Origin of the sequence: Xenorhabdus sp. KJ12.1 (assembly GCF_963876495.1) — a bacterium.
GTDB classification, from domain to species: Bacteria; Pseudomonadota; Gammaproteobacteria; order Enterobacterales; family Enterobacteriaceae; genus Xenorhabdus; species Xenorhabdus stockiae.
On record NZ_CAWNQH010000087.1, the window covers coordinates 1 to 25262 of the forward strand.

Annotated in this window: 43 protein-coding genes and 1 rRNA gene; 5 read left to right on the forward strand and 39 right to left on the reverse strand. The window is 44.1% G+C overall.

The window, feature by feature from the left end; all coding sequences use genetic code 11:
• Positions 1 to 94 (reverse strand): 16S ribosomal RNA (locus tag AACS92_RS15765); the annotation flags it as partial.
• A 483-nt stretch (positions 95 to 577) separates the two neighbouring features.
• Here AACS92_RS15765 and AACS92_RS15770 point away from each other — a divergent pair.
• A complete protein-coding gene (locus tag AACS92_RS15770) occupies positions 578 to 1132 on the forward strand; it encodes a gamma carbonic anhydrase family protein (RefSeq protein ID WP_099111727.1) in 555 nt (184 codons plus the stop codon).
• Here the strand turns inward: AACS92_RS15770 and AACS92_RS15775 are convergent.
• The 5 genes from AACS92_RS15775 to dprA all read right to left on the reverse strand — a co-directional run bounded on the left by AACS92_RS15775 (position 1099) and on the right by dprA (position 4464).
• Positions 1099 to 1368, reverse strand: a complete 270-nt coding sequence (locus AACS92_RS15775; RefSeq protein ID WP_099111728.1) for a DUF1488 family protein — start codon at positions 1366 to 1368, stop codon at positions 1099 to 1101. The genes AACS92_RS15770 and AACS92_RS15775 overlap by 34 nt on opposite strands.
• The gene (gene aroE, locus AACS92_RS15780; RefSeq protein ID WP_099111729.1) at positions 1365 to 2183 is read right to left on the reverse strand and encodes a shikimate dehydrogenase; all 819 of its coding nucleotides are present in this window, start codon (positions 2181 to 2183) and stop codon (positions 1365 to 1367) included. Before aroE ends, AACS92_RS15775 begins: the two co-directional genes overlap by 4 nt.
• A gap of 6 nt (positions 2184 to 2189) precedes the next feature.
• Entirely contained in the window at positions 2190 to 2759 is a 570-nt protein-coding gene (gene tsaC, locus AACS92_RS15785; protein WP_099111730.1) for an L-threonylcarbamoyladenylate synthase type 1 TsaC, read from the reverse strand.
• A gap of 1 nt (position 2760) precedes the next feature.
• A complete protein-coding gene (locus AACS92_RS15790; protein WP_099111731.1) occupies positions 2761 to 3312 on the reverse strand; it encodes a DNA topoisomerase family protein in 552 nt (183 codons plus the stop codon).
• Positions 3313 to 3387: 75 nt separating this feature from the next.
• Positions 3388 to 4464, reverse strand: a complete 1077-nt coding sequence (gene dprA / locus AACS92_RS15795; protein ID WP_099111732.1) for a DNA-protecting protein DprA — start codon at positions 4462 to 4464, stop codon at positions 3388 to 3390.
• 132 nt (positions 4465 to 4596) lie between these two features.
• On the opposite strand from dprA, the gene def reads away from it, so the two are divergent.
• From def to trkA, 4 genes are all read left to right on the forward strand, one after another.
• Positions 4597 to 5109: a peptide deformylase gene (gene def / locus AACS92_RS15800; RefSeq protein WP_099111733.1), complete on the forward strand. Its 513-nt coding sequence runs from the start codon at positions 4597 to 4599 to the stop codon at positions 5107 to 5109.
• Positions 5110 to 5132: 23 nt separating this feature from the next.
• Positions 5133 to 6080, forward strand: a complete 948-nt coding sequence (fmt, locus tag AACS92_RS15805; protein WP_099111734.1) for a methionyl-tRNA formyltransferase — start codon at positions 5133 to 5135, stop codon at positions 6078 to 6080.
• A gap of 86 nt (positions 6081 to 6166) precedes the next feature.
• Positions 6167 to 7453 (forward strand): 16S rRNA (cytosine(967)-C(5))-methyltransferase RsmB, encoded by a 1287-nt coding sequence (rsmB, locus tag AACS92_RS15810; protein WP_099111735.1) that lies wholly within the window; start codon positions 6167 to 6169, stop codon positions 7451 to 7453.
• Between the two features lie 98 nt (positions 7454 to 7551).
• Complete coding sequence (trkA, locus tag AACS92_RS15815; RefSeq protein ID WP_099111736.1) at positions 7552 to 8928, forward strand: Trk system potassium transporter TrkA; 1377 nt, start codon at positions 7552 to 7554, stop codon at positions 8926 to 8928.
• Between the two features lie 45 nt (positions 8929 to 8973).
• Here trkA and AACS92_RS15820 read toward each other — a convergent pair whose 3' ends face one another.
• The 33 genes from AACS92_RS15820 to AACS92_RS15980 all read right to left on the reverse strand — a co-directional run.
• Positions 8974 to 9174, reverse strand: coding sequence for an alternative ribosome-rescue factor A (locus AACS92_RS15820; RefSeq protein WP_099111737.1), 201 nt, complete (start codon positions 9172 to 9174; stop codon positions 8974 to 8976).
• Positions 9175 to 9252: 78 nt separating this feature from the next.
• On the reverse strand, positions 9253 to 9666 hold the full coding sequence (zntR, locus tag AACS92_RS15825) for a Zn(2+)-responsive transcriptional regulator (protein WP_099111738.1): 414 nt from the start codon (positions 9664 to 9666) through the stop codon (positions 9253 to 9255).
• 187 nt (positions 9667 to 9853) lie between these two features.
• Positions 9854 to 10246, reverse strand: coding sequence for a 50S ribosomal protein L17 (rplQ, locus tag AACS92_RS15830; protein WP_099111739.1), 393 nt, complete (start codon positions 10244 to 10246; stop codon positions 9854 to 9856).
• Between the two features lie 40 nt (positions 10247 to 10286).
• A complete protein-coding gene (locus tag AACS92_RS15835) occupies positions 10287 to 11276 on the reverse strand; it encodes a DNA-directed RNA polymerase subunit alpha (RefSeq protein ID WP_038269634.1) in 990 nt (329 codons plus the stop codon).
• 25 nt (positions 11277 to 11301) lie between these two features.
• On the reverse strand, positions 11302 to 11922 hold the full coding sequence (gene rpsD, locus AACS92_RS15840; protein ID WP_099111740.1) for a 30S ribosomal protein S4: 621 nt from the start codon (positions 11920 to 11922) through the stop codon (positions 11302 to 11304).
• Between the two features lie 35 nt (positions 11923 to 11957).
• Positions 11958 to 12347: a 30S ribosomal protein S11 gene (gene rpsK, locus AACS92_RS15845; RefSeq protein ID WP_002919257.1), complete on the reverse strand. Its 390-nt coding sequence runs from the start codon at positions 12345 to 12347 to the stop codon at positions 11958 to 11960.
• A gap of 15 nt (positions 12348 to 12362) precedes the next feature.
• Positions 12363 to 12719 carry a 30S ribosomal protein S13 gene (gene rpsM / locus AACS92_RS15850; protein WP_086955014.1) on the reverse strand — a complete coding sequence of 119 codons (357 nt, stop codon included), beginning with the start codon at positions 12717 to 12719 and terminating at the stop codon, positions 12363 to 12365.
• Between the two features lie 147 nt (positions 12720 to 12866).
• Entirely contained in the window at positions 12867 to 12983 is a 117-nt protein-coding gene (gene rpmJ, locus AACS92_RS15855; RefSeq protein WP_012768118.1) for a 50S ribosomal protein L36, read from the reverse strand.
• Between the two features lie 32 nt (positions 12984 to 13015).
• Positions 13016 to 14347: a preprotein translocase subunit SecY gene (gene secY / locus AACS92_RS15860; protein WP_099111741.1), complete on the reverse strand. Its 1332-nt coding sequence runs from the start codon at positions 14345 to 14347 to the stop codon at positions 13016 to 13018.
• A 7-nt stretch (positions 14348 to 14354) separates the two neighbouring features.
• Positions 14355 to 14789, reverse strand: coding sequence for a 50S ribosomal protein L15 (gene rplO / locus AACS92_RS15865; RefSeq protein WP_099111742.1), 435 nt, complete (start codon positions 14787 to 14789; stop codon positions 14355 to 14357).
• 3 nt (positions 14790 to 14792) lie between these two features.
• Positions 14793 to 14972: a 50S ribosomal protein L30 gene (gene rpmD, locus AACS92_RS15870; RefSeq protein ID WP_008913894.1), complete on the reverse strand. Its 180-nt coding sequence runs from the start codon at positions 14970 to 14972 to the stop codon at positions 14793 to 14795.
• 5 nt (positions 14973 to 14977) lie between these two features.
• Positions 14978 to 15478 carry a 30S ribosomal protein S5 gene (gene rpsE, locus AACS92_RS15875; RefSeq protein WP_015836271.1) on the reverse strand — a complete coding sequence of 167 codons (501 nt, stop codon included), beginning with the start codon at positions 15476 to 15478 and terminating at the stop codon, positions 14978 to 14980.
• A gap of 14 nt (positions 15479 to 15492) precedes the next feature.
• Positions 15493 to 15846, reverse strand: coding sequence for a 50S ribosomal protein L18 (gene rplR / locus AACS92_RS15880; protein WP_012990483.1), 354 nt, complete (start codon positions 15844 to 15846; stop codon positions 15493 to 15495).
• Between the two features lie 9 nt (positions 15847 to 15855).
• Positions 15856 to 16389 carry a 50S ribosomal protein L6 gene (gene rplF / locus AACS92_RS15885; protein WP_099111743.1) on the reverse strand — a complete coding sequence of 178 codons (534 nt, stop codon included), beginning with the start codon at positions 16387 to 16389 and terminating at the stop codon, positions 15856 to 15858.
• A 14-nt stretch (positions 16390 to 16403) separates the two neighbouring features.
• Positions 16404 to 16796: a 30S ribosomal protein S8 gene (gene rpsH / locus AACS92_RS15890; RefSeq protein ID WP_099111744.1), complete on the reverse strand. Its 393-nt coding sequence runs from the start codon at positions 16794 to 16796 to the stop codon at positions 16404 to 16406.
• A gap of 33 nt (positions 16797 to 16829) precedes the next feature.
• Positions 16830 to 17135 (reverse strand): 30S ribosomal protein S14, encoded by a 306-nt coding sequence (rpsN, locus tag AACS92_RS15895; RefSeq protein WP_010847489.1) that lies wholly within the window; start codon positions 17133 to 17135, stop codon positions 16830 to 16832.
• A gap of 12 nt (positions 17136 to 17147) precedes the next feature.
• Positions 17148 to 17687 (reverse strand): 50S ribosomal protein L5, encoded by a 540-nt coding sequence (gene rplE / locus AACS92_RS15900; RefSeq protein ID WP_004246952.1) that lies wholly within the window; start codon positions 17685 to 17687, stop codon positions 17148 to 17150.
• Positions 17688 to 17700: 13 nt separating this feature from the next.
• Positions 17701 to 18015, reverse strand: coding sequence for a 50S ribosomal protein L24 (gene rplX / locus AACS92_RS15905; protein WP_099111745.1), 315 nt, complete (start codon positions 18013 to 18015; stop codon positions 17701 to 17703).
• Positions 18016 to 18025: 10 nt separating this feature from the next.
• Positions 18026 to 18397: a 50S ribosomal protein L14 gene (rplN, locus tag AACS92_RS15910; RefSeq protein WP_010847486.1), complete on the reverse strand. Its 372-nt coding sequence runs from the start codon at positions 18395 to 18397 to the stop codon at positions 18026 to 18028.
• 175 nt (positions 18398 to 18572) lie between these two features.
• Complete coding sequence (gene rpsQ, locus AACS92_RS15915; RefSeq protein ID WP_010847485.1) at positions 18573 to 18827, reverse strand: 30S ribosomal protein S17; 255 nt, start codon at positions 18825 to 18827, stop codon at positions 18573 to 18575.
• Positions 18827 to 19018 (reverse strand): 50S ribosomal protein L29, encoded by a 192-nt coding sequence (gene rpmC, locus AACS92_RS15920; RefSeq protein ID WP_010847484.1) that lies wholly within the window; start codon positions 19016 to 19018, stop codon positions 18827 to 18829. The genes rpsQ and rpmC overlap by 1 nt, the downstream gene beginning before the upstream one ends.
• Complete coding sequence (gene rplP, locus AACS92_RS15925; RefSeq protein ID WP_036773456.1) at positions 19018 to 19428, reverse strand: 50S ribosomal protein L16; 411 nt, start codon at positions 19426 to 19428, stop codon at positions 19018 to 19020. Before rplP ends, rpmC begins: the two co-directional genes overlap by 1 nt.
• A 12-nt stretch (positions 19429 to 19440) precedes the next feature.
• Positions 19441 to 20142, reverse strand: a complete 702-nt coding sequence (gene rpsC, locus AACS92_RS15930; RefSeq protein WP_010847482.1) for a 30S ribosomal protein S3 — start codon at positions 20140 to 20142, stop codon at positions 19441 to 19443.
• 17 nt (positions 20143 to 20159) lie between these two features.
• On the reverse strand, positions 20160 to 20492 hold the full coding sequence (gene rplV, locus AACS92_RS15935; protein WP_038240485.1) for a 50S ribosomal protein L22: 333 nt from the start codon (positions 20490 to 20492) through the stop codon (positions 20160 to 20162).
• A 14-nt stretch (positions 20493 to 20506) separates the two neighbouring features.
• Positions 20507 to 20785 (reverse strand): 30S ribosomal protein S19, encoded by a 279-nt coding sequence (gene rpsS, locus AACS92_RS15940; protein WP_011148791.1) that lies wholly within the window; start codon positions 20783 to 20785, stop codon positions 20507 to 20509.
• 14 nt (positions 20786 to 20799) lie between these two features.
• Positions 20800 to 21624, reverse strand: coding sequence for a 50S ribosomal protein L2 (rplB, locus tag AACS92_RS15945; RefSeq protein WP_099111746.1), 825 nt, complete (start codon positions 21622 to 21624; stop codon positions 20800 to 20802).
• A gap of 19 nt (positions 21625 to 21643) precedes the next feature.
• Positions 21644 to 21946 (reverse strand): 50S ribosomal protein L23, encoded by a 303-nt coding sequence (gene rplW, locus AACS92_RS15950; protein ID WP_099111747.1) that lies wholly within the window; start codon positions 21944 to 21946, stop codon positions 21644 to 21646.
• A complete protein-coding gene (gene rplD / locus AACS92_RS15955) occupies positions 21943 to 22548 on the reverse strand; it encodes a 50S ribosomal protein L4 (RefSeq protein ID WP_099111748.1) in 606 nt (201 codons plus the stop codon). The genes rplW and rplD overlap by 4 nt, the downstream gene beginning before the upstream one ends.
• Positions 22549 to 22564: 16 nt before the next feature.
• Positions 22565 to 23197, reverse strand: coding sequence for a 50S ribosomal protein L3 (gene rplC, locus AACS92_RS15960; protein ID WP_099111749.1), 633 nt, complete (start codon positions 23195 to 23197; stop codon positions 22565 to 22567).
• Between the two features lie 32 nt (positions 23198 to 23229).
• Complete coding sequence (gene rpsJ, locus AACS92_RS15965) at positions 23230 to 23541, reverse strand: 30S ribosomal protein S10 (protein WP_001181005.1); 312 nt, start codon at positions 23539 to 23541, stop codon at positions 23230 to 23232.
• Positions 23542 to 23839: 298 nt separating this feature from the next.
• A complete protein-coding gene (gene bfr, locus AACS92_RS15970) occupies positions 23840 to 24316 on the reverse strand; it encodes a bacterioferritin (protein WP_099111750.1) in 477 nt (158 codons plus the stop codon).
• 76 nt (positions 24317 to 24392) lie between these two features.
• Entirely contained in the window at positions 24393 to 24587 is a 195-nt protein-coding gene (bfd, locus tag AACS92_RS15975; protein ID WP_099111751.1) for a bacterioferritin-associated ferredoxin, read from the reverse strand.
• Between the two features lie 245 nt (positions 24588 to 24832).
• Positions 24833 to 25262: EF-Tu C-terminal domain-related protein (locus tag AACS92_RS15980; protein ID WP_241538027.1), on the reverse strand; the 430-nt coding region annotated here is incomplete at its 5' end.

Here is a 25262-nt window from a genome sequence, read left to right on the forward strand (position 1 = left end):
CAAAGCAGCAAGCTGCTTCCTGTTACCGCTCGACTTGCATGTGTTAGGCCTGCCGCCAGCGTTCAATCTGAGCCATGATCAAACTCTTCAATTAAAAGTGTTTGATGCTCAAAGAATCGTTACTGTTAGTTCGTAATGAATTAACTGTTCAGTCACTCTTCAAGACTTTAATCTTTTTTTGCCTTTCGGCTGTCGATAGTGTCTTGCGAGTGCCCACACAGATTGTCTGATTAATTTGTTAAAGAGCATGGCAACCGAATCTTTTGTTCCGTGTTGCGAGGCTGCGTATCTTACGCTTTTTGCCTCCGGAGTCAAGCGATTATTTTCGCTTTCGTGCCGCTGGCCTGCGCGGCTGTGTTCAGCTCAGCGTCGGTCAGTGGTGGCGCATTATAGGGAGTTTTTCGGCACTGACAACTCTTTTTTGCAATTTTATTTTCAATTGGACGCTTTTTGCGCTTTTCAATATAAAAACCACTCAATCAGGATGAAATTAATGCAAATTTACCATTGCGTGGTGATCTTTTCCTCAATAACATTTCACGCAATATTATCCTCTCTTACTGTTATTGAGGTTTTTATGTCTACCGTTTTACGTAAATATTTAAACTTGCGGCCTCAAATTGGTCAACGAGTCATGCTAGACCCTACTTCTATTGTGATTGGAGATGTCAGATTGGCAGATAATGTAAGTATCTGGCCGTTAGTCGTCATCCGTGGTGACGTCAATTATGTTTCTATTGGAACTCGTACCAATATACAGGACGGTTCTATTCTACATGTAACTCATAAATCATCTGATAATCCTGATGGCTTCCCGCTAATCATAGGTGAGGAAGTCACTGTCGGTCACAAAACAATGTTACATGGTTGTACGATAGGAAACCGAGTACTTGTTGGGATGGGTTCAATTCTGCTTGATGGCTCTATCATTGAAGACAATGTCATTATTGGGGCCGGTAGTCTTGTCCCACCAAAAAAAATATTAAAAAGTGGATATCTGTATATAGGCAGCCCAGTCAAACAAGTGCGAAAACTCAAACATGAAGAATTAGAAGGGCTGCTTTATTCTGCTAATAACTACGCTCGCTGGAAAGATGATTACTTAGCAGATATATCAGACAATATAGAATAACATCCAAATTGATCATCCTGCCCACGTAGGATGATTTCTTCAAACTCTTCTTCTAAATCCCAACGATACTGGTGAAATAGTTCAATTGGATGAAAATCATTACCATAACGTCGAATTAATTCATCAGCACTGATCAGACATTGCACCAGTAGGCCATTGACCATAGCAGGAAATATAACTTTGTTTTCCTTCTCATTCCATTCTTCACGGTCAGGAAATTGAATTGCTTGATTCATAGGTGTAATTCTTCTCTTAAAGCAGCCAAAACAGGTTCCACTTTTGGTAAGATACCATGCCAAAGTTCAAAGGAATGCGCTGCTTGTCCCACTAGCATCCCTAATCCATCAGCCAAAAATGAGGCTCCACTTTGCTGGGCAAAATTAAGGAAAGGCGTTAATCCTTTTTGATAGAACATATCATAACAAGCACCACTATTACGGAAAACTGACGGATATATTTCAGGTACACTTCCATCAAGACCAGAAGCGGTTGCATTAATAATAAGATCAAAATCTGGATTCAGAAGAGATTTCATTTCAACTGCCTGAATATGACCAAATGTGGAAAACATATTCGCTATCCCTTGCGCACGTGCAAAAGTACGGTTAGTAATAGTCACCGAACATCCAAAGTCTAATAAAGGAGATATAACTCCTTTTGCTGCTCCACCAGCCCCAATAATCAGGATATGCTGCCCTTTGCTAATGAAGTTAAGCCGCTGCAAATCTGCTAATAACCCAATCCCATCAGTGTTATCACCCAGAAGCTTGTTATTTTCAATTAGCTTGAATGTGTTGATTGCACCACAGTGTTTAGCTCGCTCACTCAACTGATGTGCACACTCATAAGCTCGTTCCTTAAAGGGAACGGTAATATTCGCACCTAAACCACCTTGTTCAAAAAATTGCTCCAATGTTTGTTCAAAATGTTCTAACGGAGCAAGTATTCTCCCATATTGGTGTTCAATACCCGTTTGTTTGGCAAATAATTGATGAATATAAGGAGATTTACTATGTGCAATCGGATTACCAAAAACCGCGAATTTATCCATTATTCCTTACCCTTGCCGATATAGTTTACCTGTCAAAGCATCCCTGATTTCTGATGGATTCTTACGTCCACCCACTTCCCCCTCCAGCACAGGAAAATCGTTGCCAAATTGTCGACGAACTTCTTCTGAACTCCTACATGGTTCCAGCCCACTTAAATTTGCACTGGTTGATACGAGAGGTTTTCCATAAAGGGCACATAATTCTCTGACCAAAGGATGATCAGTAACTCGGACTGCCAGTGTTGAGAATTTTCCCGTCAACCACTTTGGTGTCACAGATTTGGCTGGGATAACCCATGTCACCGGTCCCGGCCAACAAGAGAAGATTGTCTTTTTCTGCTCATTATCCAACTGATTGTCATCAATATAGGGACATAACCTCTCATAACTATCAGCAATAAGGATTAACCCTTTTTCCTTGGGTCTATTTTTCAGCAATAATAATTTATTAACCGCTTTTTCACTGTCAGGGTCACAACCCAATCCAAAAACAGCTTCCGTAGGATAAGCAATGACTTTTTCTTCTTTTAAGGCCTTAATAATTAAATCAAATGCAGGAGATGCTTCATTACTCATTTTATTTCTCAGTTTCAATGGATTGCTGCTTATTACACAATTTACTAGCACAAAATAGTTTAATGCCCTGTGTGGTTTTCTTTTCAACCAACAAGGGATAATGACAAAGCTCACATTCCCCTTGTACCGGTTTATTATTCAGTGTGAACTGGCATTCGGGATATCGATTACAAGCGTGAAATGTTTTACCAAATCGTGACTTACGTTGAAACAACTTACCTTTCTGACACTGAGGACAATTAACTGAAGAGTCATCAGGTTTATCAATCAACTCAATATGATTACATTCTGGATAATTACTACAGCCAATAAACATACCGTACCGTCCTTGCCGTAAAACCAACGTTGAACCGCACTGAGAACAAATTTGCCCTTCCAGTTCCTTAATAACGTGTCCATCTGATGATATTTTTAACGGCCGAACATAACAGCATGATGGATAATTGGAACAAGCATAAAATGGACCATGGGCCCCGTTGCGGATCACTAGTTCAGCACCACATTCAGCGCAATATTCTGTTTGTTTTACTGCAAAGGGTACTTTTTTAAGCATATCTTACTCACGGAAAACTAATCACGATATTTATTGGAAAACCATAAAGTTCAGGTTAAGAGAAAATTCAATTTTTCAATTCACCCGAACATAACCACCAGCAACAACAGCCACTTTTCCCATTAATTCAAGCTCCAATAATTGAGTCATGACTTCTGTAATAGGAAGAGAAGAGCGCTGAGCAATTATATCAACAGGTGTAACTTCATCACTTACGTTAACCAGCACCTCAGCAAATGGCAACTCTGTTTGCTCAAATTGTTTATCATTGCCCTCTTCCAGATTAATCCATTGAAAATTAGCATTAATATGTTCCATTATATCAATCACACTGGTTGCTAAATAAGCTCCCTGTTTGATCAACCAGTGATTACCATCACTCGAAGGCCTTCCTAGTGGGCCGGGTAATGCAAAAATATCCCGTCCTTGTTCAAGTGCACAGCGTGCTGTAATCAGTGAACCACTATTTTGATGAGCTTCTACAATCAGAATCGCTAAACTTAACCCACTAATAATCCGGTTTCGTCTTGGAAAATTTTTAGCTTTAGGTGGAGTGTCAGGGAAAAACTCAGAAACCAGAACCCCATTTTCTTTAATGCAACAGGCTAAAGTTCGATGACGATTAGGATAAATATTTTCAAGTCCACTCCCCAATACCGCAACGGTTTGCCCTCCTGCATCAATAGCAGCCTGATGGCAGATACCATCAATCCCAACCGCTAACCCACTGGTTATTACTATCCCATTCTCCGCTAGCCCTCCAGCAAATACTCTCCCCCACTTTTCACCATAAAAACTTGCCGACCGGCTACCCACTATTGCAACTTGTTTCTCAGATAATGTGCTTACTTTCCCAGAGACAAAAAGTATCAGTGGAGGCGAATAAATTTGTTTCAACAAAGAAGGGTATTCTGGATCAGAAAAGGTTAATAAGTGATTTCCTGATTGCTCCAACCAATTAAGACTGGAAAGCAAAACAGAAGGATTTGCTTTTAAAAACTGCATACACTGTGTAGGTGATAAGCCACAATCTTTCATCACAGCATGAGTAATATTTTTAACCTGCAGTAGGTGCTCGATTATAGACACTGCTTTTGTCACTGAAAGGTGAGATACCATTTTCATTCTCAGCCATATTTCCATCATTTCCATTATCGTCATCCTGACTCAATATGTTGTCATGCTTACATGATTAATTTGTAGGCGATACTGTCAATCTAATCAGGAAATGTCTAGAATAGACGCTAATTATCACTCACTTTTTGGATGCAGTTCTAAACATATATGTCAGTTTTACAAGTATTACATTATCCAGATGAGCGGCTTCGCACAATTGCCAAGCCAGTAGAAAAAGTCGATGCAGAAATCCAGCGTATCATCGATGATATGTTCGAAACGATGTATGCAGAAGAAGGGATCGGCTTAGCAGCAACTCAGGTTGATATCCATCAACGCATTGTTGTTATTGACGTTTCAGAGAATAGAGACCAGAGACTTGTACTCATTAACCCAGAGCTAGTAACCGAGTCAGGGGAAACAGGTATCGAAGAAGGTTGTTTATCAGTTCCTGAACAACGTGCATTTGTGCCACGATTCGAGCAAGTCAAAATTAAAGCTCTGGATTTTCACGGTCAACCATTTGAGTTGGAAGCCGATGGTCTGTTGGCGATTTGTATTCAACATGAGATGGATCACTTGCTCGGTAAACTCTTCGTAGATTACTTGTCTCCGTTAAAACGACAGCGTATTCGCCAAAAAGTCGAAAAAATTGACCGATTAAGAGCCAAGGCTAAGTAAATTTATCATTACGGGAAATAACAGTGTCTGATTCTTTACGTATCATTTTTGCCGGAACCCCTGATTTCGCGGCTCACCATTTGGCGGCTTTATTAAAATCTCAACATAAAATTGTCGGTGTACTCACTCAACCTGATAAACCGGCAGGAAGGGGTAAAAAACTGACACCAAGTCCTGTAAAAGTATTGGCTGAAGAACATCATGTCCCTGTTTTCCAGCCAATAACATTACGTACAGAAGAAAGTCAGCAATGGGTCATGGAGCAACAAGCCGATATCATGGTTGTCGTTGCATATGGTTTGATCCTTCCCCAAGCTGTATTAGATATTCCACCGTTGGGGTGCCTCAATGTTCATGGTTCTTTATTACCTCATTGGCGCGGTGCTGCACCAATTCAACGTGCTATCTGGGCTGGAGATAAAGAAACAGGGGTAACAATCATGCAAATGGACGCAGGCCTTGATACAGGCGATATGCTGTTAAAAGCAACCTGCCCAATTACACACGAAGATACTACTGCGAGCTTGTATGACAAACTTGCCGATATCGGCTCCGATGCATTGCTTAATACATTAAGTCTAATAACATCTGGTGATAGTCAACCGGAAAGTCAGAATAATATTCTTGCTACTTATGCTGAAAAACTCAGCAAAGATGAAGCAAGAATGGATTGGAATTTATCAGCAATTCAGCTCGAACGTTGTGTGCGTGCATTCAACCCTTGGCCAATAAGCTATTTCTTAATTGATGAACAGCCCATTAAAGTATGGGAGGCTCATGCTATTGACGGTAAATCTAACCAAATCCCGGGCACAATTCTCCACTCGGATAAAAAGGGTATTCAGGTCGCTACAATTGATGGGATATTGAATATTACTCAATTGCAGCCCCCGGGCAAAAAAGCAATGTCAGCTGCCGATTTATTAAATTCTAAGCGCGAATGGTTCACTCCGGGTAACAAAATCAACTAACATTCATTGCCTGTATGGTGTCAGCATACAGGCATCTTCTCGCTTTACTACTATTATGCTGATGAAACTCAGCTTTTGACCATGCCATGAAAAATACACATAACCTGCGAAGCATCGCTGCAAAAGCGATTAGCCAAGTGCTGGAGCAAGGACAGTCACTCAGCACTGTTATACCCGAACTCCAACAAAAAGTATCAGATAAAGATAAAGCTCTCCTACAGGAACTCTGTTTTGGTGTAATAAGAGTTTTACCTCAGCTGGAATGGCTTATAGCCCAATTAATGGCAAAACCATTGAAAGGTAAGCAACGCATTTTCCACTATTTGATCATGGTCGGAATGTATCAACTTACTTATACACGAATACCTGCACATGCAGCGATCGCAGAAACAGTTAATGGGACAATCAGTTTAAAACGTCCACAACTGAAAGGACTCATTAATGGCGTTCTTCGACAATTTCAGCGTCAACAAGAAGAGTTAGTAGAAAAATCTAATGATGCCAGTCACCACTTACATCCCAAATGGCTGTTAACTCGTATTCAAAAGGCTTATCCTCACAATTGGCAACATATTGTCAATGCGAATAATCAAAAACCACCAATGTGGTTACGCGTCAATCAGATACATCATTCTACAAATCAATATCTCTCTTTGCTGCAAAAAGCCAATATAGCCGCAGAATTAGATACAGATCATCCCAACGCAATTCGTCTATTAACCCCTTGTCCTGTCAATATACTGCCAGGGTTTGATAAAGGCTGGGTTACCATTCAGGATCGTTCTGCACAAGGCTGTGCTGAATTATTAATGCCATGTGATGGAGAAGAAATACTTGATCTTTGTGCTGCACCAGGTGGCAAAACAACACATATACTTGAAATGGCACCAAGCGCCAAAGTACTTGCCGTTGATATTGATGAACAACGAATTAAGCGAGTGGAAGAAAACTTACAGCGCCTTAATTTAAATGCTGTCATTAAAACGGGTGATGGGCGTTTCCCACACAAATGGACTAACGGAGAACAGTTTGATCGCATTCTTCTTGATGCGCCATGTTCAGCAACAGGTGTGATCCGTCGCCATCCAGATATAAAATGGTTACGAAGAAATGAAGACATCGCTCAGTTAGTGACGCTTCAAGCGGAAATACTTGATGCTATTTGGCCATTCTTAAAGAAAAGTGGAACTCTGGTTTATGCCACATGCTCAATTTTACCTGATGAAAATAGTGAGCAAATTAAAGCATTTTTAAAACTCAATCCGGATGCCAAGCTCTCTGGAACAGGTACACAAGAGACCCCAGGAATACAAATTACTCCAGAGATAACAGGCGGTGATGGCTTCTTTTATGCTCGATTGACTAAGCAATAATAGAATAGCTTTTCTCTCGCTCTATCGGGCGAGAGAATGTAATGACTTTGCTAAAATAGCAAAACAATTGCAACTTCTAACATATAAAGAGAGTAGCTATGAAGATAATTATTCTGGGTGCTGGTCAAGTTGGTGGAACACTAGCTGAAAACTTAGTTGATGAAAACAATGACATTACTGTTGTTGATACCGATACAGATCGTTTACGCCAGTTACAGGACAAATTCGATCTGCGGGTTGTAAATGGGCATGGTTCTCATCCCAGAGTTTTAAGAGAAGCCGGTGCAGAAGATGCTGATATGTTAGTTGCTGTTACAAATTCAGATGAAACCAACATGATCGCATGCCAGATCGCTTATTCTCTATTTAATACACCAAATAAAGTCGCCCGGATCCGTTCATCAGAATATATTAGGGAATCAGAAAAGTTATTTAAGCCCGGTGATATTCCTATCGATTATCTGATATCTCCAGAGCAGTTAGTTATCGACTATATCTACAAATTAATCCAATATCCCGGTGCCTTACAGGTTGTTAATTTTTCTGAAGGCAGAGTCAGTATTGTTGCAGTAAAAGCTTATTATGGTGGTTCACTTGTAGGGAATGCATTATCTTCTCTTCGCGAACATATGCCGCATATTGACAGCAAAGTTGCCGCAATATTTCGACAAGACCGTCCAATCAAGCCACAAGGCTCTACAGTTATTGAAGCTGGCGATGAAGTATTTTTTGTTGCTGCATCACAACATATCAGAGCAGTGATGAGCGAGTTACAGCGTCTAGAAAAACCATACAAACGTATCATGATTGTTGGCGGCGGAAACGTCGGTGCAGGTTTAGCCTTACGCCTTGAAAAAGATTATAGCGTTAAGCTTATTGAGCATAATCAGGAAAGAGCAACTGAACTTGCAGAGCTATTACACGATACTATAGTGTTCTATGGTGATGCTTCTGATCAGGAGCTACTGGCAGAAGAACATATTGAGCAAGTCGATGTTTTCATTGCATTAACTAACGATGATGAAGCTAATATCATGTCAGCCATGCTTGCAAAACGAATGGGTGCCAAAAAAGCAATGGTACTAATCCAGCGTAGTGCATATGTGGATTTAGTCCAAGGTGGTGTTATTGATATTGCCATCTCACCCCAACAGGCCACAGTATCTGCTTTACTTGGGCATGTCCGCAAAGCCGATATCGTTAGCGTATTTTCATTAAGGCGAGGTGTTGCTGAAGCTATTGAAGCGATTGCTCATGGTGATGAACATACTTCCAAAGTAGTTGGGAGGAAAATAGGAGATATAAAACTTCCCTCAGGAACAACCATTGGCGCCATTGTCCGCGGAGAAGAAGTCATCATTGCTAATGATTACAGCATTATTCAACAAGGCGACCATGTAATCATGTTTATTACAGATAAAAAATTTGTTCCTGAAGTTGAAAAGCTATTCCAACCAAGCCCATTCTTTCTATAAATCACTTACACGGCTACCAATTCTGAAATATTTGTACTCAGAAAATTAGAAGGCCAATGATAATAACTTGAAAAAATTATTATCATTGGCCTCCCAACCACTTCCTTTCCCATGTTTTGCTTTACGATTATAACTTCCTTTACCTTTTTTATTTTTTTCTACTCGCTGCCTGAACAAAGGATCATGCAGAAGAGCTTCTATAGCATTATCTTTAATAACACCTTTTTTATGCCGATACGTTGTCATAATGACCTCAAAATATAGTTATTTGAATAAATATAGCTTATCAATAGTACTCTTAATGCACAGAAGAATAAAGAAAAATCACTTTTTCGTTGCCCCTTCTTCTAATATCTCCAATATTGAACAATAGGTACTGATATGTGCGCTTCCGCAGCAAGCATCACTTAACATTTTTAAAGAGTCGCGCATTTTTTGCATTTCTAATAATTTTTCTTCTATTTCCTGTAATCTAGTATCAACAATTCTCTTAGATTCTTGGCAGGTATGATGTTCAGGATCAACGCGGATAGACAATAACTCTACAATTGTCTCTAATGTAAAACCTAATTGCTTTGCATAGCGAATAAAGCGTAGCCGCTGTAAATCGTGTTTTGTATAAAGTCTATAACCACTTTCTGTTCTTTCTTCATGATCCATCAATCCTTGTTTTTCATAAAAACGAACAGTATCAGGAGTAACATTCGCTAACTTCGCCAATTGACCAATACGATACATGGCAGCCTCTCATCAAACAGGGAAATAAAATCAATACTACCAGAATAGATTAATAAATCATCGCCGGATGTTTTACTGCCAGCTAGAAATCAAAAAGCAATGGAGAAGATAAGAAGAAATAATGACGGGAAGAATTAAAAGACGATAAAAAACCGGGTATTATCCCGGTTTTTTATGCTTCTACAGATTACTCTGCAGCTGCTACTTCTGTCTGAGACTCAGCGGCGCGGTCAACAAGCTCGATGTATGCCATCGGTGCATTGTCACCTGCACGGAAGCCACACTTCAGAATACGAGTGTAACCACCTGCGCGGCTCGCAAAACGCGGGCCCAGTTCATTAAACAGTTTTGCCACGATCTCGTTATCACGAGTACGGGCGAATGCCAGACGACGATTAGCTACGTTGTCGGTCTTGGCAAGAGTAATCAGCGGCTCAACGACGCGACGCAGTTCTTTCGCTTTAGGCAGAGTCGTCTTGATGATTTCATGACGAACCAAAGAACCTGCCATGTTACGGAACATAGCTTGGCGATGGCTGCTGTTGCGGTTCAATTGACGACCACTCTTACGATGGCGCATGACCTTATCCTTCTCAGTAAAACCTTAACCTGTGATCTAGTTATTCATCAGCAATACTTGCTGGTGGCCAGTTTTCCAAGCGCATGCCCAGAGAAAGTCCACGTGAAGCCAGTACGTCTTTAATCTCAGTAAGAGATTTTTTACCCAGATTAGGTGTTTTAAGTAACTCAACCTCAGTACGCTGTACCAGATCACCGATGTAGTGGATAGCTTCTGCCTTAAGGCAGTTAGCAGAGCGGACAGTCAATTCCAGATCGTCAACAGGGCGCAGCAGTATCGGATCAAATTCAGGCTTCTCTTCTTTAACTTCTGGTTGACGTACGTCACGTAAATCAACGAAAGCCTCCAGTTGTTCAGCCAGAATAGTAGCTGCACGGCGAATCGCCTCTTCAGGATCGATTGTACCGTTAGTCTCCATCTCGATAACCAGCTTATCCAAGTCAGTACGCTGTTCTACACGAGCTGCTTCAACATTGTAGGCAATACGCTCTACTGGGCTATAGCAAGCATCTACTAACAAACGACCGATAGGGCGCTCATCTTCTTCCGAATGAATTCGGGCAGAAGCCGGCACATAACCACGACCGCGCTGAACTTTAATACGCATGCTAATGGAAGCGCTTTCGTCAGTCAGATGGCAGATTACGTGCTGCGGCTTGACGATTTCGACATCACCATCATGGATGATGTCGGCTGCAGTCACAGGGCCAATGCCAGATTTATTCAAGGTAAGGATGACTTCATCTTTGCCCTGAACTTTCACCGCCAGCCCTTTCAGATTGAGGAGAATCTCCAGGATATCTTCCTGTACACCTTCTTTGGTGCTGTACTCATGCAGTACACCATCAATCTCAACCTCAGTCACCGCACAACCCGGCATAGACGAAAGCAGAATACGGCGCAGTGCGTTGCCAAGAGTATGGCCAAAGCCACGCTCTAATGGCTCAAGGGTCACCTTGGCGTGCGTCGAACTGACTTGCTCGATATCTACCAGGCGCGGTTTTAGAAACTCTGTCACAGAACCCTGCATTGTGTCCTCTCTTTGGTGCTAAGCTTTACTTAGAGTAAAGCTCGACGATCAGGTGTTCGTTAATGTCAGCGGATAGATCAGTACGTTCAGGATTACGCTTGAACACACCTTCCATCTTCGCAGCATCAACTTCCAACCAAGTTGGTTTCTCACGCTGCTCAGCCAGCTCTAAAGCTGCCTTAATACGAGCCTGCTTTTTCGCTTTTTCACGAACGCTGACTACGTCATTCGGGGATACCTGATAAGAAGCGATGTTAACAACGCGACCATTTACCATGATAGCCTTGTGGCTCACCATCTGACGTGATTCAGCACGCGTCGCGCCAAAACCCATACGATAAACGACGTTATCTAAGCGACCTTCCAGCAAAGCCAGCAGGTTTTCACCTGTGTTGCCTTTCAGACGAGTAGCTTCTTTATAGTAGTTACGGAATTGACGTTCCAGAACACCGTAAGTACGACGAACTTTTTGTTTTTCACGTAACTGAACACCGTAGTCAGACAGACGCGGTTTGCGTGCGCCGTGCTGGCCTGGTGCTTGTTCTAACTTACACTTGGTGTCAATCGCGCGAACGCCAGACTTCAGGAAAAGGTCTGTACCCTCGCGACGGCTCAGCTTGAGCTTAGGACCCAAATATCTTGCCATTTTCTTTCTCCAACAATCCTAAAAACGAAGACGTATTAAACGCGACGTTTTTTCGGTGGACGACAACCGTTATGAGGGATCGGAGTCACATCAGTAATATTAGTGATGCGGAAACCAGCCGCGTTCAGTGCGCGAATAGTTGACTCACGGCCCGGACCAGGTCCTTTAACCATAACTTCCAGGTTCTTAATTCCGTATTCTTTTACTGCTTCAGCACAGCGTTCTGCTGCAACCTGAGCTGCAAACGGAGTAGATTTACGAGAACCTCGGAAACCGGAACCACCGGCAGTTGCCCAACCCAAAGCGTTACCCTGACGATCAGTAATAGTAACGATGGTGTTGTTGAAAGAAGCATGGATATGAGCCACACCGTCAGAGACTTGTTTTCTTACACGCTTACGTGCACGAATAGGTGCTTTTGCCATTATTCAATACCCCGATTATTTCTTGATCGGCTTACGCGGACCCTTACGGGTACGTGCATTGGTCTTAGTACGCTGACCGCGAACCGGCAGACCACGACGATGACGTAAACCACGATAGCAACCAAGATCCATCAGACGTTTGATACTCAGGGTTACTTCACGACGCAAATCACCTTCTACAACGTATTTAGCAACTTCGTCACGCAGCTTGTCAATTTGCTCTTCAGACAGCTCACTGATCTTAACATTTTCAGCAATACCCGTTGCTGCACAGATAGCCTGTGAGCGGGTTTTACCGATACCGTAAATCGAAGTTAATGCGATTACAGTATGTTTCTGATCAGGAATGTTAATGCCTGCTATACGGGCCACTATGCACTCCTACAATATTTATTCACTGCAACACCATTCTGAAAAGCCCGTTTTCAGGATACTCAAATAATGTTGCTGTCAGATAAAAAGATTGGCTGGCTAATTTAGCCAGCTCAACCCAACTTTGCAAGAAAAATATGCGATTAATTAGCCTTGGCGCTGTTTATGCTTAGGCTCTGCACTGCAAATCACACGAACGATACCGTTACGTTTAACGATTTTGCAGTTACGACATAATTTCTTGACGGAAGCACGAACTTTCATTTTTACTCTCCGTAACTTCTCAAGCAAACCGATTAGCGGTTATATCCTTTCAGGTTTGCCTTCTTCAATGCAGACTCATACTGACTCGACATCATCAGAGTTTGCACTTGAGCCATAAAGTCCATGATGACGACGACTACAATCAGTAGGGAAGTACCACCAAAATAGAATGGAACTTTCATTGCATCACGCATGAACTCCGGGATTAAGCAGATAAAAGTAATATATAACGCACCAACTAAGGTTAGACGAGTCATTACTTTATCGATGTACTTAGCCGTTTGCTCTCCCGGACGAATTCCTGGTACAAATGCACCGGACTTCTTCAGGTTATCTGCCGTTTCTCTTGGATTGAACACCAAAGCCGTATAGAAGAAACAGAAGAAGATGATTGCAGATGCATACAATAACACATAAAGCGGTTGACCTGGCTGCAAATACATAGAAATAGTTGTCAACCAATTCCAGTTTGCTCCGCTACCAAACCAAGAGGCTATAGTACCAGGGAACAAAATAATACTGGAAGCAAAAATTGCAGGGATAACCCCAGCCATATTCACTTTCAACGGTAAATGTGTACTTTGTGCTGCAAAAACTCTACGACCTTGTTGACGTTTGGCATAGTTAACAACGATACGACGTTGACCACGCTCCATGAAAACAACGAAGAAGGTTACTGCAAACACTAAGACTGCAACCAACAGCAACAGGAGGAAGTGCAGATCGCCTTGCCGAGCTTGCTCGATGGTGTGACCAATTGCTGGCGGAAGGCCCGCAACGATACCAGCAAAGATTATGATTGAAATACCGTTGCCGATACCTCGTTCAGTAATCTGCTCGCCTAGCCACATCAAGAACATAGTTCCTGTGACCAAACTTACAACAGCCGTGAAATAGAACGCAAAACCTGGATTAATAACCAGCCCTTGCATCCCAGGCATATTCGGCAACCCAGTTGCAATACCTATTGACTGGAATATTGCCAGCACTAATGTGCCATAACGGGTGTACTGACTGATCTTACGACGACCAGCTTCCCCTTCCTTCTTAATCTCTGCTAAACGGGGGTTAACCACAGTCAGCAACTGGATAATAATAGATGCAGAAATATACGGCATTATACCCAGTGCAAAGATAGAAGCACGGCTTAAAGCACCACCAGAGAACATGTTGAACATTTCAATGATGGTGCCTCTTTGCTGTTCGAGCAATTTGGCAAGCACAGTGGCATCAATACCAGGGATTGGAATAAAAGAGCCAATACGGAAAACAATCAGAGCTCCAATAACAAACAAAAGTCTGCGTTTTAACTCACCTAATCCGCCTTTAGCACTTTGAAAATCTAATCCTGGTTGTTTAGCCATCTGTTACTTATTCCTCAATTTTACCGCCAGCAGCTTCAATTGCAGCACGGGCGCCTTTAGTAACACGCAAGCCACGCACAGTTACTGCGCGATTGACTTCGCCAGAAAGCATAACTTTCGCGAACTCAATTTGAGGGCCAACAATGTTAGCAGCTTTCAGTGCATTCAGATCGATAACATCGCCTTCAACACGAGCAAAATCAGACAGACGGATTTCGGCTGTAATCATTGCCTTACGTGAAGTAAAGCCAAATTTTGGCAGACGACGGTACAGAGGCATCTGGCCGCCTTCGAAACCACGACGTACGCCACCGCCAGAACGAGATTTCTGACCTTTGTGACCACGGCCGCCAGTTTTACCCAGACCAGAACCGATACCACGACCTACACGTTTAGGTGCGTGCTTGGCACCTTCAGCCGGAGACAGAGTATTTAAGCGCATCTGTTACTCCTCAACTTTAACCATATAGGAAACCAAGTTGACCATACCGCGAACCGCTGGTGTATCTTCGCGTTCAACAGTATGACCAATGCGACGCAGACCTAAACCAGTCAGAGTTGCCTTATGCTTAGGCAAACGACCGATTGAACTGCGGACCTGTGTAATCTTGATAGTCTTAGCCATGGTCATTACCCCAGAATTTCTTCGACGGATTTGCCACGCTTAGCTGCGACCATTTCTGGAGACTTCATGCTGTCTAAAGCATCCAGGGTTGCACGAACCACATTGATTGGGTTAGTGGAACCATAGGTTTTAGCCAGTACGTTACGAACTCCAGCTACTTCCAGAACAGCACGCATCGCACCACCTGCGATGATACCTGTACCTTCATGAGCAGGCTGCATGAACACGCGGGAACCGGTGTGTGCGCCTTTCACTGGGTGGTGCAGGGTGCCGCTGTTAAGTGCGACGGTTTTCATATTGCGACGTGCTTTTTCCATCGCTTTCTGGATCGCTGCCGGAACTTCGCGTGCTTTGCCGTAGCCAAAACCAACGCGACCGTTACCATCACCAACTACAGTCAGTGCTGTAAAGCTGAAAATACGGCCACCTTTAACGGTTTTAGATACGCGGTTTACCGCGATCAGCTTTTCCTGCAGTTCGCCAGCTTGTTTTTCGATGTGAGCCATCTTACACCTCTACCTTAGAACTGAAGGCCAGCTTCACGGGCAGCATCTGCCAGTGCCTGGACTCTACCATGATATTGGAAACCAGAACGGTCAAAGGATACGTTTTTGATACCTTTTTCCAGAGCACGTTCAGCAACAATTTTACCAACTACTGCTGCGGCTTCTTTGTTTCCAGTGAATTTCAGTTGTTCACTGATAGCTTTTTCTGTTGTAGAAGCGGCCACCAGAGTTTCAGAACCATTTGGTGCGATAACCTGCGCATAAATATGGCGAGGGGTACGGTGTACCACCAGGCGAGTTGCACCCAGTTCCTGGAGCTTGCGGCGTGCGCGGGTCGCACGACGGATACGAGCTGCTTTCTTATCCATAGTGTTACCTTACTTCTTCTTAGCCTCTTTGGTACGCACGATTTCATCGGCGTAACGAACACCCTTGCCTTTATATGGCTCAGGACGACGATAGGCACGCAGATCTGCCGCAACCTGACCAATCACCTGCTTATCAGCACCTTTCAGTACGATTTCAGTTTGTGATGGGCATTCCGCAGTAATGCCTGCAGGCAGTTGATGTTCAACCGGATGCGAGAAGCCTAAAGACAAACTAACAGTATTGCCTTTAACTGCTGCACGGTAACCAACACCTACCAGTTGGAGCTTCTTAGTGAAGCCTTCGTTAACACCGATAACCATTGCATTCAGCAGAGAACGAGTTGTACCCGCCTGTGCCCAAGCATCTGCAAAACCTTCGCGTGGAGCGAAAGTCAGCTGACTATCTGCATGTGTAACTTCAACTGCGCTGTGGATTTCACGACTCAATTCGCCGTTTTTACCCTTAATCGAAATAACCTGACCGTTGAGTTTAACCTCTACGCCGGCAGGAATGACGACGGGTGCTTTTGCAACACGAGACATTCTTTCCTCCCGAATTAAGCTACGTAGCAGAGAATCTCGCCACCCAGACCAGCCTGGCGAGCTGCACGATCAGTCATTACACCTTTAGAGGTAGAAATAACAGCGATACCCAAACCAGCCATAACTTGTGGCAGCTCATCTTTTTTCTTATAGATGCGCAGACTTGGGCGGCTTACACGCTGGATGCTTTCTACAACAGCCTTACCTTGGAAGTACTTCAGAGTAACTTCCAGTTCTGGCTTGGTGTCGCCTTCGATTTTAAAATCTTCAATATAACCTTCTTCCTTCAGCACTTTGGCAATTGCCACTTTCAGCTTGGAGGAAGGCATGGTGACCGCAACTTTATTCGCGGCCTGACCGTTACGGATACGGGTCAGCATATCCGCGATCGGATCTTGCATGCTCATCTGTCTTTACTCCCGTGATTCAATTGGTGACAATTACCAGCTAGCCTTTTTAAGGCCCGGGATTTCACCGCGCATAGCGGCTTCACGGACTTTAATACGGCTCAACCCAAACTTCCGCAAAAATGCATGCGGACGCCCAGTTTGACGGCAGCGGTTACGCTGACGGCAAGGGCTGGAATCACGTGGCAGTGTTTGCAGCTTGAGAACAGCATTCCAACGGTCTTCATCAGATGCGTTTACATCAGAGATGATCGCTTTCAGTTCAACGCGTTTTGCGAAGAATTTCTCAGCTAATTTCGCACGTTTTACATCACGTGCTTTCATTGATTGCTTAGCCATGAATACCCTGCCTTACTTGCGGAACGGGAAGTTAAACGCAGCCAACAGTGCGCGGCCTTCATCATCAGATTTCGCAGTAGTGGTAATGGTAATATCCAAACCACGTACACGATCCACTTTATCGTAATCGATTTCAGGGAAGATGATTTGCTCACGAACACCCATGCTGTAGTTACCGCGACCATCAAATGACTTAGCGGACAAGCCACGGAAGTCACGAATACGTGGTACAGCAATAGAAATCAGGCGCTCAAAGAACTCCCACATGCGTTCGCCACGCAGGGTTACTTTACAGCCGATTGGATAGCCCTGACGGATTTTGAAGCCTGCAACTGACTTGCGTGCTTTGGTGATCAGTGGTTTTTGACCAGAAATTGCTGCCAGATCAGCTGCTGCATTGTCCAGCAGTTTCTTGTCAGCGATTGCTTCACCAACACCCATGTTCAGGGTGATCTTCTCGACCCGAGGGACTTGCATGACAGAATGGTAACCAAACTGACTCATCAGTTTCTGGACTACCTCGTCTTTGTAGTAATCATGCAGTTTCGCCATCGTATACTCCAAATTACTTGATAGTTTCGTTGTTAGATTTGAAGAAACGTACTTTTTTGCCGTCTTCGAATCTAAAACCTACACGGTCAGCCTTGCCGGTTTCTGCATTAAAGATTGCAACGTTAGAAACCTGAATTGCTGCTTCTTTTTCAACGATGCCACCTGGTTGGTTCAGAGCCGGAACTGGCTTCTGATGTTTTTTAACCAGATTGATACCTTCAACGATAATTTTACCAGAAGAAAGAACCTGTTTTACTTTACCGCGCTTACCTTTGTCTTTACCAGTCAGCACGATAATTTCGTCATCACGACGGATTTTCGCTGCCATTGCCTGCTCCTTAGAGTACTTCAGGTGCCAGAGAGATAATTTTCATGAACTTTTCATTACGAAGTTCACGAGTTACCGGCCCAAAAATACGCGTACCGATAACCTGCTCACTATTGTTGTTCAACAATACGCAAGCGTTGCTATCGAAGCGAATGACAGAACCGTCCGGGCGACGAACACCCTTCTTGGTGCGCACCACTACCGCTTTCAGGACATCACCTTTTTTGACTTTACCACGAGGAATCGCTTCCTTGATGGTGATCTTGATGATATCACCGACATGTGCGTATCGACGGTGCGAGCCACCTAGAACCTTGATACACATTACGCGACGTGCACCGGAGTTGTCGGCCACGTTCAGCATAGTCTGTTCTTGGATCATTTTAGTGCTCCGCTAAATGTCAACTACTACTGAGCCACTTTATTTTTAAAGAAGCCGTTTTAATATCCCACACTACGAGGGCGCGGCATTATAACACCACATCTTCGCGATGGACAGAAAAATAAACGGCCCTGTTATTTTTTGAGCCGTTTATTTCTTATGAGATAGCGCCCTATTATAGAACCGCTTTCTCTACAACGCGAACTAAGGTCCAAGATTTAGTCTTAGACAGTGGACGGGTTTCGCGGATTTCCACTACATCACCAATTCCACATTCATTGTTCTCGTCATGTACGTGCAACTTAGTCGTACGCTTGATGAATTTACCATACAGTGGGTGTTTCACCTTACGTTCAATAGCAACAACAATGGATTTTTCCATTTTGTCGCTAACAACACGACCTTGCAGAGTACGGATTTTATCGGTCATTACGCACCCGCCTTCTCAGTCAGTAAAGTCTTAACGCGTGCAATATTACGACGCACTTGTTTCAACAGATGAGACTGTTGCAGCTGGCCGCTTGCCGCCTGCATACGCAGATTAAACTGTTCACGTAACAGGTTCAGCAGCTCAGTGTTCAGCTCTTCAACGCTTTTTTCGCGCAGCTCTTGTGCTTTCATTACATCACCGTCTTAGTTACAAAGGTGGTTTTGATAGGCAGTTTCGCTGCCGCCAGCTTGAACGCTTCACGGGCCAGCTCTTCAGACACACCGTCCATCTCATACAGGACTTTACCAGGCTGGATCAAGGCAACCCAATACTCTACGTTACCTTTACCTTTACCCATACGCACTTCGAGTGGCTTCTCGGTGATTGGTTTGTCTGGGAACACACGGATCCAGATTTTACCTTGACGCTTAATTGCACGGGTCATAGCACGACGTGCCGCTTCGATTTGACGAGCAGTCAAACGACCACGGCCCACAGCTTTCAGACCGAAAGTGCCGAAGCTAACATCCGCACCGGCAGCCAGACCGCGGTTACGGCCTTTATGCACTTTACGGAATTTCGTACGCTTTGGTTGTAACATCAGCGACTCTCCTTACTTGCGGCCTTTACGCTGCTGCTTTTTAGGTTGAGCAGCCGGTTTTTCCGCCTGTTCAACAGCAGCCATACCACCCAGGATCTCACCTTTGAAGATCCATACCTTAACGCCGATTACACCATAAGTGGTGTGCGCTTCTGAAGTGTTATAGTCGATATCTGCACGCAGAGTGTGCAGAGGTACACGACCTTCACGATACCATTCAGTACGCGCGATTTCAGCACCGCCCAGACGGCCGCTTACTTCCACTTTGATGCCTTTAGCGCCCAGACGCATTGCGTTCTGTACAGCACGTTTCATAGCACGGCGGAACATAACACGACGTTCCAACTGTGAGCTGATGCTGTCAGCAACCAGTTTTGCGTCCAGTTCAGGTTTACGCACTTCGGCAATATTAATCTGCGCAGGAACGCCAGCGATGTCCGCTACAGCTTTGCGCAATTTTTCTACGTCTTCACCTTTCTTACCGATTACGATGCCTGGACGAGCAGTGTGAATAGTCACACGGATGCTTTTCGCAGGACGTTCGATAACGATACGTGAAATAGATGCTTTAACCAGTTCTTTATTCAAGTACTGGCGAACTTTAAAGTCGCTGTCTAGGTTGTCAGCGAATTCTTTGGTATTCGCATACCAGGTAGAGTTCCAAGGTTTGACAATACCCAGACGAATACCATTAGGATGTACTTTCTGACCCATTGCTAGTCTCCAGAGTCTCAGCGATCGGACACAACCACAGTAATGTGGCTGGTGCGCTTCAGGATACGATCTGCACGGCCTTTGGCACGAGGCATAATGCGCTTCATGGTTGGACCTTCGTCTACGAAAATTTTCGCAACTTTCAGATCATCGATGTCAGCGCCATCGTTGTGTTCTGCGTTAGCAATAGCAGACTCAAGTACTTTCTTCACTAAACCAGCAGCTTTCTTGTTGGTATAGGTCAGAGTTTCCAGAGCTTGCGACACTTTCTTACCGCGGATCAGGTCAGCCACAAGGCGAACCTTCTGAGCAGAAGAACGAGCGTGGCGATGTTTAGCGATAGTTTCCATCTCTTCCTCCTACCTTAGCGCTTCTTAGCCTTTTTATCGGCCGCATGGCCGCGATAAGTACGGGTCGGCGCGAATTCACCCAGTTTGTGACCAACCATTTCGTCGGAAACAAAAACTGGAACATGCTGACGACCATTATGGACAGCGATGGTCAAACCGATCATGTTAGGAAAGATCGTTGAACGACGGGACCAAGTCTTAATAGGCTTTTTGTCTCCGCTTTCCACCGCTTTCTCTACCTTCTTCAGCAAGTGCAGGTCAATAAATGGACCTTTCTTGAGAGAACGTGGCATGGTTTATCCTCTAATTATTTTTTAGAACGGCGACGTACGATGTATTGATCAGTACGTTTGTTACTACGGGTCTTCTTACCTTTGGTCTGGATGCCCCATGGAGTTACAGGGTGTTTACCAAAGTTACGACCCTCACCACCACCGTGTGGATGGTCAACTGGGTTCATCGCCGTACCACGAACGGTAGGACGGATACCACGCCAGCGGCTTGCACCAGCTTTACCCAGAACGCGTAGCATGTGTTCTGCGTTACCAACTTCACCTAAAGTAGCACGGCAGTCAGCCAGTACCTTACGCATTTCACCAGAGCGCAGACGCAGGGTTACATAAGAACCATCACGCGCAACGATCTGAGCATAAGCACCTGCTGAACGAGCCAGCTGGCCACCTTTACCTGGTTTCATTTCTATGTTGTGAACAGTAGAACCAACCGGGATGTTGCGCATTGGCAGAGCATTACCAGCTTTGATTGCAGAATCTGCACCAGACTGGATTTGATCGCCAGCTTTCAGGCCTTTAGGAGCCAGAATGTAACGACGTTCGCCGTCCTTATACAGAACCAGCGCGATGTTTGCTGAACGGTTTGGATCATATTCCAGACGCTCAACAACAGCAGGGATACCGTCTTTGTTACGTTTGAAGTCAATCAGACGATAGTGCTGTTTATGGCCACCACCAATGTGACGAGTGGTAATACGACCATTGTTGTTACGACCACCAGTTTTGCTGTTTTTTTCTAACAGCGGAGCATAAGGTTTGCCCTTATGCAGCTCAGGGTTAACCACTTTAACAACGTGGCGACGGCCCGGAGACGTAGGTTTACATTTAACAATTGCCATTGTTCTTTACTCCTCCGACTTACTCAGCGCCGCCAACGAAGTCCAGGTTCTGGCCTTCTTTCAGGGTGACGTAAGCTTTTTTCCAGTCGCTACGACGACCAACACGCTGACCGTGGCGTTTAACTTTACCTTTAACCAGCAAAGTGTTCACAACCTCAACTTCGACTTCAAACAGTTTCTGCACAGCAGCTTTGATTTCTGCTTTAGTCGCGTCTTTCGCAACTTTGAGAACGATGGTGTTAGTTTTTTCCATCGCTGTAGAAGCTTTTTCAGATACGTGCGGCGCGCGCAGTACTTTCAGCAGACGTTCTTCACGGATCATGCCAGCATCTCCTCAACTTGCTTCACAGCTTCAGCAGTCATAACCACTTTGTCGAAGGCGATCAGGCTTACTGGGTCGATACCCGCAGCATCACGGACGTCAACTTTGTACAGGTTGCGAGCTGCTAAGAACAGGTTCTCATCAACTTCACCAGTGATGATCAGCACGTCTTCCAGAGCCATCTCTTTCAGTTTCTGTGCCAGCAGCTTAGTTTTAGGTGCTTCAACAGAGAACTTCTCGACAACGATCAGACGATCTTGACGTACCAGTTCAGACAGGATGCTTTTCAGGGCACCGCGGTACATCTTTTTATTAACTTTTTGACTGTGGTCCTGTGGTTTCGCTGCGAAAGTTACACCACCAGAGCGCCAAATTGGGCTCTTAATTGAACCAGAACGCGCACGGCCAGTGCCTTTTTGACGCCATGGTTTTTTACCTGAACCAGAAACTTCAGCACGAGTTTTCTGAGCACGAGTACCTTGACGAGCACCAGCTGCATACGCAACAACTACTTGATGCACAAGCGCTTCATTGAAATCACGCCCGAAGGTAGTTTCGGAAACAGTCAGCGCGCTTTGCGCGTCTTTCAATACCAATTCCATTCCTATCTCCTCGACGTTACGCCTTGACAGCCGGTTTTACGATCAGGTTGCTGTTGGTTGCACCAGGTACAGCACCTTTGACCAGCAGCAGGTTGCGCTCTGCGTCAACACGTACTACATCCAGGCTCTGAACGGTTACACGCTCATTACCCAGTTGGCCTGCCATTTTCTTACCTTTGAACACCTTGCCCGGAGTCTGGTTCTGACCGATAGAACCCGGAACACGGTGAGACAGGGAGTTACCGTGCGTAGCATCCTGAGTACGGAAGTTCCAGCGTTTAACAGTACCCGCGAAACCTTTACCTTTAGATGTACCAGTAACGTCGACTTTTTTAACGTCAGCGAAAATTTCAACACTAATGCTTTGACCCACAGTGAATTCTGCATCGTCTTCAGACAGACGGAATTCACGCAGGATACGGCCAGCTTCAACGCCAGCTTTAGCGAAATGACCTGCTTCAGGTTTGTTAACGCGGCTTGCTTTTTTGCTACCAGTCGTTACCTGAATTGCACGATAACCGTCAGTCTCTTCGTTTTTAACTTGAGTTACACGGTTATTTTCGATTTCGATAACAGTTACAGGGATTGAAACGCCTTCTTCAGTGAAGATGCGAGTCATGCCCACTTTTTTACCGACTAAACCAATCATTGTTTCAACCTCTCAATCGCTCAATGACCTGATTAACCCAGGCTGATCTGCACGTCTACACCGGCAGCCAGATCCAGACGCATCAGAGCATCAACGGTTTTCTCGGTTGGCTCAACGATGTCAACCAGACGTTTGTGAGTGCGAATTTCGTACTGATCACGCGCGTCTTTATTAACGTGCGGAGAAATCAGAACGGTAAAACGCTCTTTACGAGTCGGCAGCGGGATCGGACCACGAACCTGCGCACCAGTGCGCTTAGCGGTCTCTACGATTTCCGCAGTTGATTGATCGATCAAACGATGATCAAATGCTTTCAGGCGGATACGGATTCTTTGGTTCTGCATGAGACCAGAGCTCCAACTATTTTATAAACGTAAATAATTACTCCTCACACCCATTTCGATTGATGGGGGAGTGTAATCGTTCAATATATAACCCCCATATCGGGAGTATTTTAATATGGCGGTAATTACCGCTCACACTGATAAAAATCAGCCTACGAAGTAGGTTAGCCCGCGCATTATACGTGAATCACTTCACAATGCAAGACAAGGATGAAATTTATTCAGATAAATAATAAAGGCAGGTAAAAATAGTCAGAAATGAACGCCCTATATGTATTTACAGGGCGTTAGCATAATTCTATTCTTCTTCAATAATATGGGCCTGGATATAGTTTTGCATACCCATTCGTTTAATCAGATCGAGTTGTGTTTCCAGCCAGTCTATATGATTTTCTTCATCTGCAAGAATTTCAATCATTAAATCCCGGCTTACATAGTCGTGGATTGAATCAGCATATGCAATTGCCTCTCTCATATCCTGAGCACCACGTAATTCCAACGTCAGATCGGATTGTAACATCTCTTCGACATCCTCACCGATATTGAGTTTGCCTAAATCCTGTAAATTTGGGATACCTTCCAGAAATAAAATACGCTCAATATATTTATCTGCATGTTTCATTTCTTCAATAGATTCACGGTATTCAACATCATTCAGGCGCACTAACCCCCAGTTTTTAAACATACGGGCATGTAAAAAATACTGGTTTATGGCGATAAGTTCGTTACCAAGAAGTTTATTAAGATGGGCAATTATTTTTTTATCACCTTTCATAATCAATTCCTCCGCTTCCAGTACTTACAGTGTAGTACTAATTAAACAGAGTAATTGCAAGACAATTGTGCTTATTTTAAGCAACATTAATTATAGGGGGAAGCAAGGAGATTTCTTCATTGATTATTTCGCGGGCCTGACGTACACATTTTCCACAATCACTCCCCACAGGCACAAAGTTTTTCAGCTCTCTGATAGAACGAACATTCTGCTGTCTGACAGCATTACGTATGGCTTTATCACTTATTGCGTTGCAGAGACAAATATACATGGAACACTCTTCTAACTATTTATAATGTTATAACTAGTTGTGTACTGATTAACGAAGTTAATTAGGTTCAACAGCGGTTATAGCTATAAAATAAAGTATATTGTCAAATTGTAAATGTTAATCACTCTCATTTCAATTGTTGTTTATTCTTTATTTCAATGAAAAATAAAGCTCCTATTTTTTCGATAGCACAAAAAAAGAGGAGCTTTCGCTCCTCTTTTTTAGAATTTTTTGCTAATCAAAGATTAAGCAATAACTTTAGCAACAACACCTGCACCTACAGTACGACCGCCTTCACGGATTGCGAAACGCAGACCTTCATCCATTGCGATTGGAGCAATCAGATTAACTACCATGTTGATGTTGTCACCTGGCATTACCATCTCAACGCCTTCTGGCAGTTCGATAGTTCCGGTTACGTCAGTTGTACGGAAGTAGAACTGTGGACGATAACCTTTGAAGAATGGAGTATGACGGCCACCTTCATCTTTGCTCAGGATATACACTTCAGATTCGAACTGAGTGTGTGGGTGGATAGAACCTGGTTTCGCCAGAACCTGACCACGCTCAACATCATCACGCTTAGTACCACGCAGCAGAACACCAACGTTCTCACCCGCACGGCCTTCGTCCAGCAGTTTGCGGAACATTTCAACGCCAGTACAAGTTGTTTTC

What these genes read in the sequence shown, in the direction of transcription:
- AACS92_RS15770 (WP_099111727.1), top strand. Translation starts at nt 578, where the DNA reads ATGTCTACCGTTTTACGTAAATATTTAAACTTGCGGCCTCAAATTGGT.
- AACS92_RS15775 (WP_099111728.1), bottom strand. Translation starts at nt 1,368, where the DNA reads ATGAATCAAGCAATTCAATTTCCTGACCGTGAAGAATGGAATGAGAAG.
- aroE (WP_099111729.1), bottom strand. Translation starts at nt 2,183, where the DNA reads ATGGATAAATTCGCGGTTTTTGGTAATCCGATTGCACATAGTAAATCT.
- tsaC (WP_099111730.1), bottom strand. Translation starts at nt 2,759, where the DNA reads ATGAGTAATGAAGCATCTCCTGCATTTGATTTAATTATTAAGGCCTTA.
- AACS92_RS15790 (WP_099111731.1), bottom strand. Translation starts at nt 3,312, where the DNA reads ATGCTTAAAAAAGTACCCTTTGCAGTAAAACAAACAGAATATTGCGCT.
- dprA (WP_099111732.1), bottom strand. Translation starts at nt 4,464, where the DNA reads ATGGAAATGATGGAAATATGGCTGAGAATGAAAATGGTATCTCACCTT.
- def (WP_099111733.1), top strand. Translation starts at nt 4,597, where the DNA reads ATGTCAGTTTTACAAGTATTACATTATCCAGATGAGCGGCTTCGCACA.
- rsmB (WP_099111735.1), top strand. Translation starts at nt 6,167, where the DNA reads ATGAAAAATACACATAACCTGCGAAGCATCGCTGCAAAAGCGATTAGC.
- trkA (WP_099111736.1), top strand. Translation starts at nt 7,552, where the DNA reads ATGAAGATAATTATTCTGGGTGCTGGTCAAGTTGGTGGAACACTAGCT.
- AACS92_RS15820 (WP_099111737.1), bottom strand. Translation starts at nt 9,174, where the DNA reads ATGACAACGTATCGGCATAAAAAAGGTGTTATTAAAGATAATGCTATA.
- zntR (WP_099111738.1), bottom strand. Translation starts at nt 9,666, where the DNA reads ATGTATCGTATTGGTCAATTGGCGAAGTTAGCGAATGTTACTCCTGAT.
- rplQ (WP_099111739.1), bottom strand. Translation starts at nt 10,246, where the DNA reads ATGCGCCATCGTAAGAGTGGTCGTCAATTGAACCGCAACAGCAGCCAT.
- AACS92_RS15835 (WP_038269634.1), bottom strand. Translation starts at nt 11,276, where the DNA reads ATGCAGGGTTCTGTGACAGAGTTTCTAAAACCGCGCCTGGTAGATATC.
- rpsD (WP_099111740.1), bottom strand. Translation starts at nt 11,922, where the DNA reads ATGGCAAGATATTTGGGTCCTAAGCTCAAGCTGAGCCGTCGCGAGGGT.
- rpsK (WP_002919257.1), bottom strand. Translation starts at nt 12,347, where the DNA reads ATGGCAAAAGCACCTATTCGTGCACGTAAGCGTGTAAGAAAACAAGTC.
- rpmJ (WP_012768118.1), bottom strand. Translation starts at nt 12,983, where the DNA reads ATGAAAGTTCGTGCTTCCGTCAAGAAATTATGTCGTAACTGCAAAATC.
- secY (WP_099111741.1), bottom strand. Translation starts at nt 14,347, where the DNA reads ATGGCTAAACAACCAGGATTAGATTTTCAAAGTGCTAAAGGCGGATTA.
- rplO (WP_099111742.1), bottom strand. Translation starts at nt 14,789, where the DNA reads ATGCGCTTAAATACTCTGTCTCCGGCTGAAGGTGCCAAGCACGCACCT.
- rpmD (WP_008913894.1), bottom strand. Translation starts at nt 14,972, where the DNA reads ATGGCTAAGACTATCAAGATTACACAGGTCCGCAGTTCAATCGGTCGT.
- rpsE (WP_015836271.1), bottom strand. Translation starts at nt 15,478, where the DNA reads ATGGCTCACATCGAAAAACAAGCTGGCGAACTGCAGGAAAAGCTGATC.
- rplR (WP_012990483.1), bottom strand. Translation starts at nt 15,846, where the DNA reads ATGGATAAGAAAGCAGCTCGTATCCGTCGTGCGACCCGCGCACGCCGC.
- rplF (WP_099111743.1), bottom strand. Translation starts at nt 16,389, where the DNA reads ATGTCTCGTGTTGCAAAAGCACCCGTCGTCATTCCTGCCGGCGTAGAG.
- rpsH (WP_099111744.1), bottom strand. Translation starts at nt 16,796, where the DNA reads ATGAGCATGCAAGATCCGATCGCGGATATGCTGACCCGTATCCGTAAC.
- rpsN (WP_010847489.1), bottom strand. Translation starts at nt 17,135, where the DNA reads ATGGCTAAGCAATCAATGAAAGCACGTGATGTAAAACGTGCGAAATTA.
- rplE (WP_004246952.1), bottom strand. Translation starts at nt 17,687, where the DNA reads ATGGCGAAACTGCATGATTACTACAAAGACGAGGTAGTCCAGAAACTG.
- rplX (WP_099111745.1), bottom strand. Translation starts at nt 18,015, where the DNA reads ATGGCAGCGAAAATCCGTCGTGATGACGAAATTATCGTGCTGACTGGT.
- rplN (WP_010847486.1), bottom strand. Translation starts at nt 18,397, where the DNA reads ATGATCCAAGAACAGACTATGCTGAACGTGGCCGACAACTCCGGTGCA.
- rpsQ (WP_010847485.1), bottom strand. Translation starts at nt 18,827, where the DNA reads ATGACCGATAAAATCCGTACTCTGCAAGGTCGTGTTGTTAGCGACAAA.
- rpmC (WP_010847484.1), bottom strand. Translation starts at nt 19,018, where the DNA reads ATGAAAGCACAAGAGCTGCGCGAAAAAAGCGTTGAAGAGCTGAACACT.
- rplP (WP_036773456.1), bottom strand. Translation starts at nt 19,428, where the DNA reads ATGTTACAACCAAAGCGTACGAAATTCCGTAAAGTGCATAAAGGCCGT.
- rpsC (WP_010847482.1), bottom strand. Translation starts at nt 20,142, where the DNA reads ATGGGTCAGAAAGTACATCCTAATGGTATTCGTCTGGGTATTGTCAAA.
- rplV (WP_038240485.1), bottom strand. Translation starts at nt 20,492, where the DNA reads ATGGAAACTATCGCTAAACATCGCCACGCTCGTTCTTCTGCTCAGAAG.
- rpsS (WP_011148791.1), bottom strand. Translation starts at nt 20,785, where the DNA reads ATGCCACGTTCTCTCAAGAAAGGTCCATTTATTGACCTGCACTTGCTG.
- rplB (WP_099111746.1), bottom strand. Translation starts at nt 21,624, where the DNA reads ATGGCAATTGTTAAATGTAAACCTACGTCTCCGGGCCGTCGCCACGTT.
- rplW (WP_099111747.1), bottom strand. Translation starts at nt 21,946, where the DNA reads ATGATCCGTGAAGAACGTCTGCTGAAAGTACTGCGCGCGCCGCACGTA.
- rplD (WP_099111748.1), bottom strand. Translation starts at nt 22,548, where the DNA reads ATGGAATTGGTATTGAAAGACGCGCAAAGCGCGCTGACTGTTTCCGAA.
- rplC (WP_099111749.1), bottom strand. Translation starts at nt 23,197, where the DNA reads ATGATTGGTTTAGTCGGTAAAAAAGTGGGCATGACTCGCATCTTCACT.
- rpsJ (WP_001181005.1), bottom strand. Translation starts at nt 23,541, where the DNA reads ATGCAGAACCAAAGAATCCGTATCCGCCTGAAAGCATTTGATCATCGT.
- bfr (WP_099111750.1), bottom strand. Translation starts at nt 24,316, where the DNA reads ATGAAAGGTGATAAAAAAATAATTGCCCATCTTAATAAACTTCTTGGT.
- bfd (WP_099111751.1), bottom strand. Translation starts at nt 24,587, where the DNA reads ATGTATATTTGTCTCTGCAACGCAATAAGTGATAAAGCCATACGTAAT.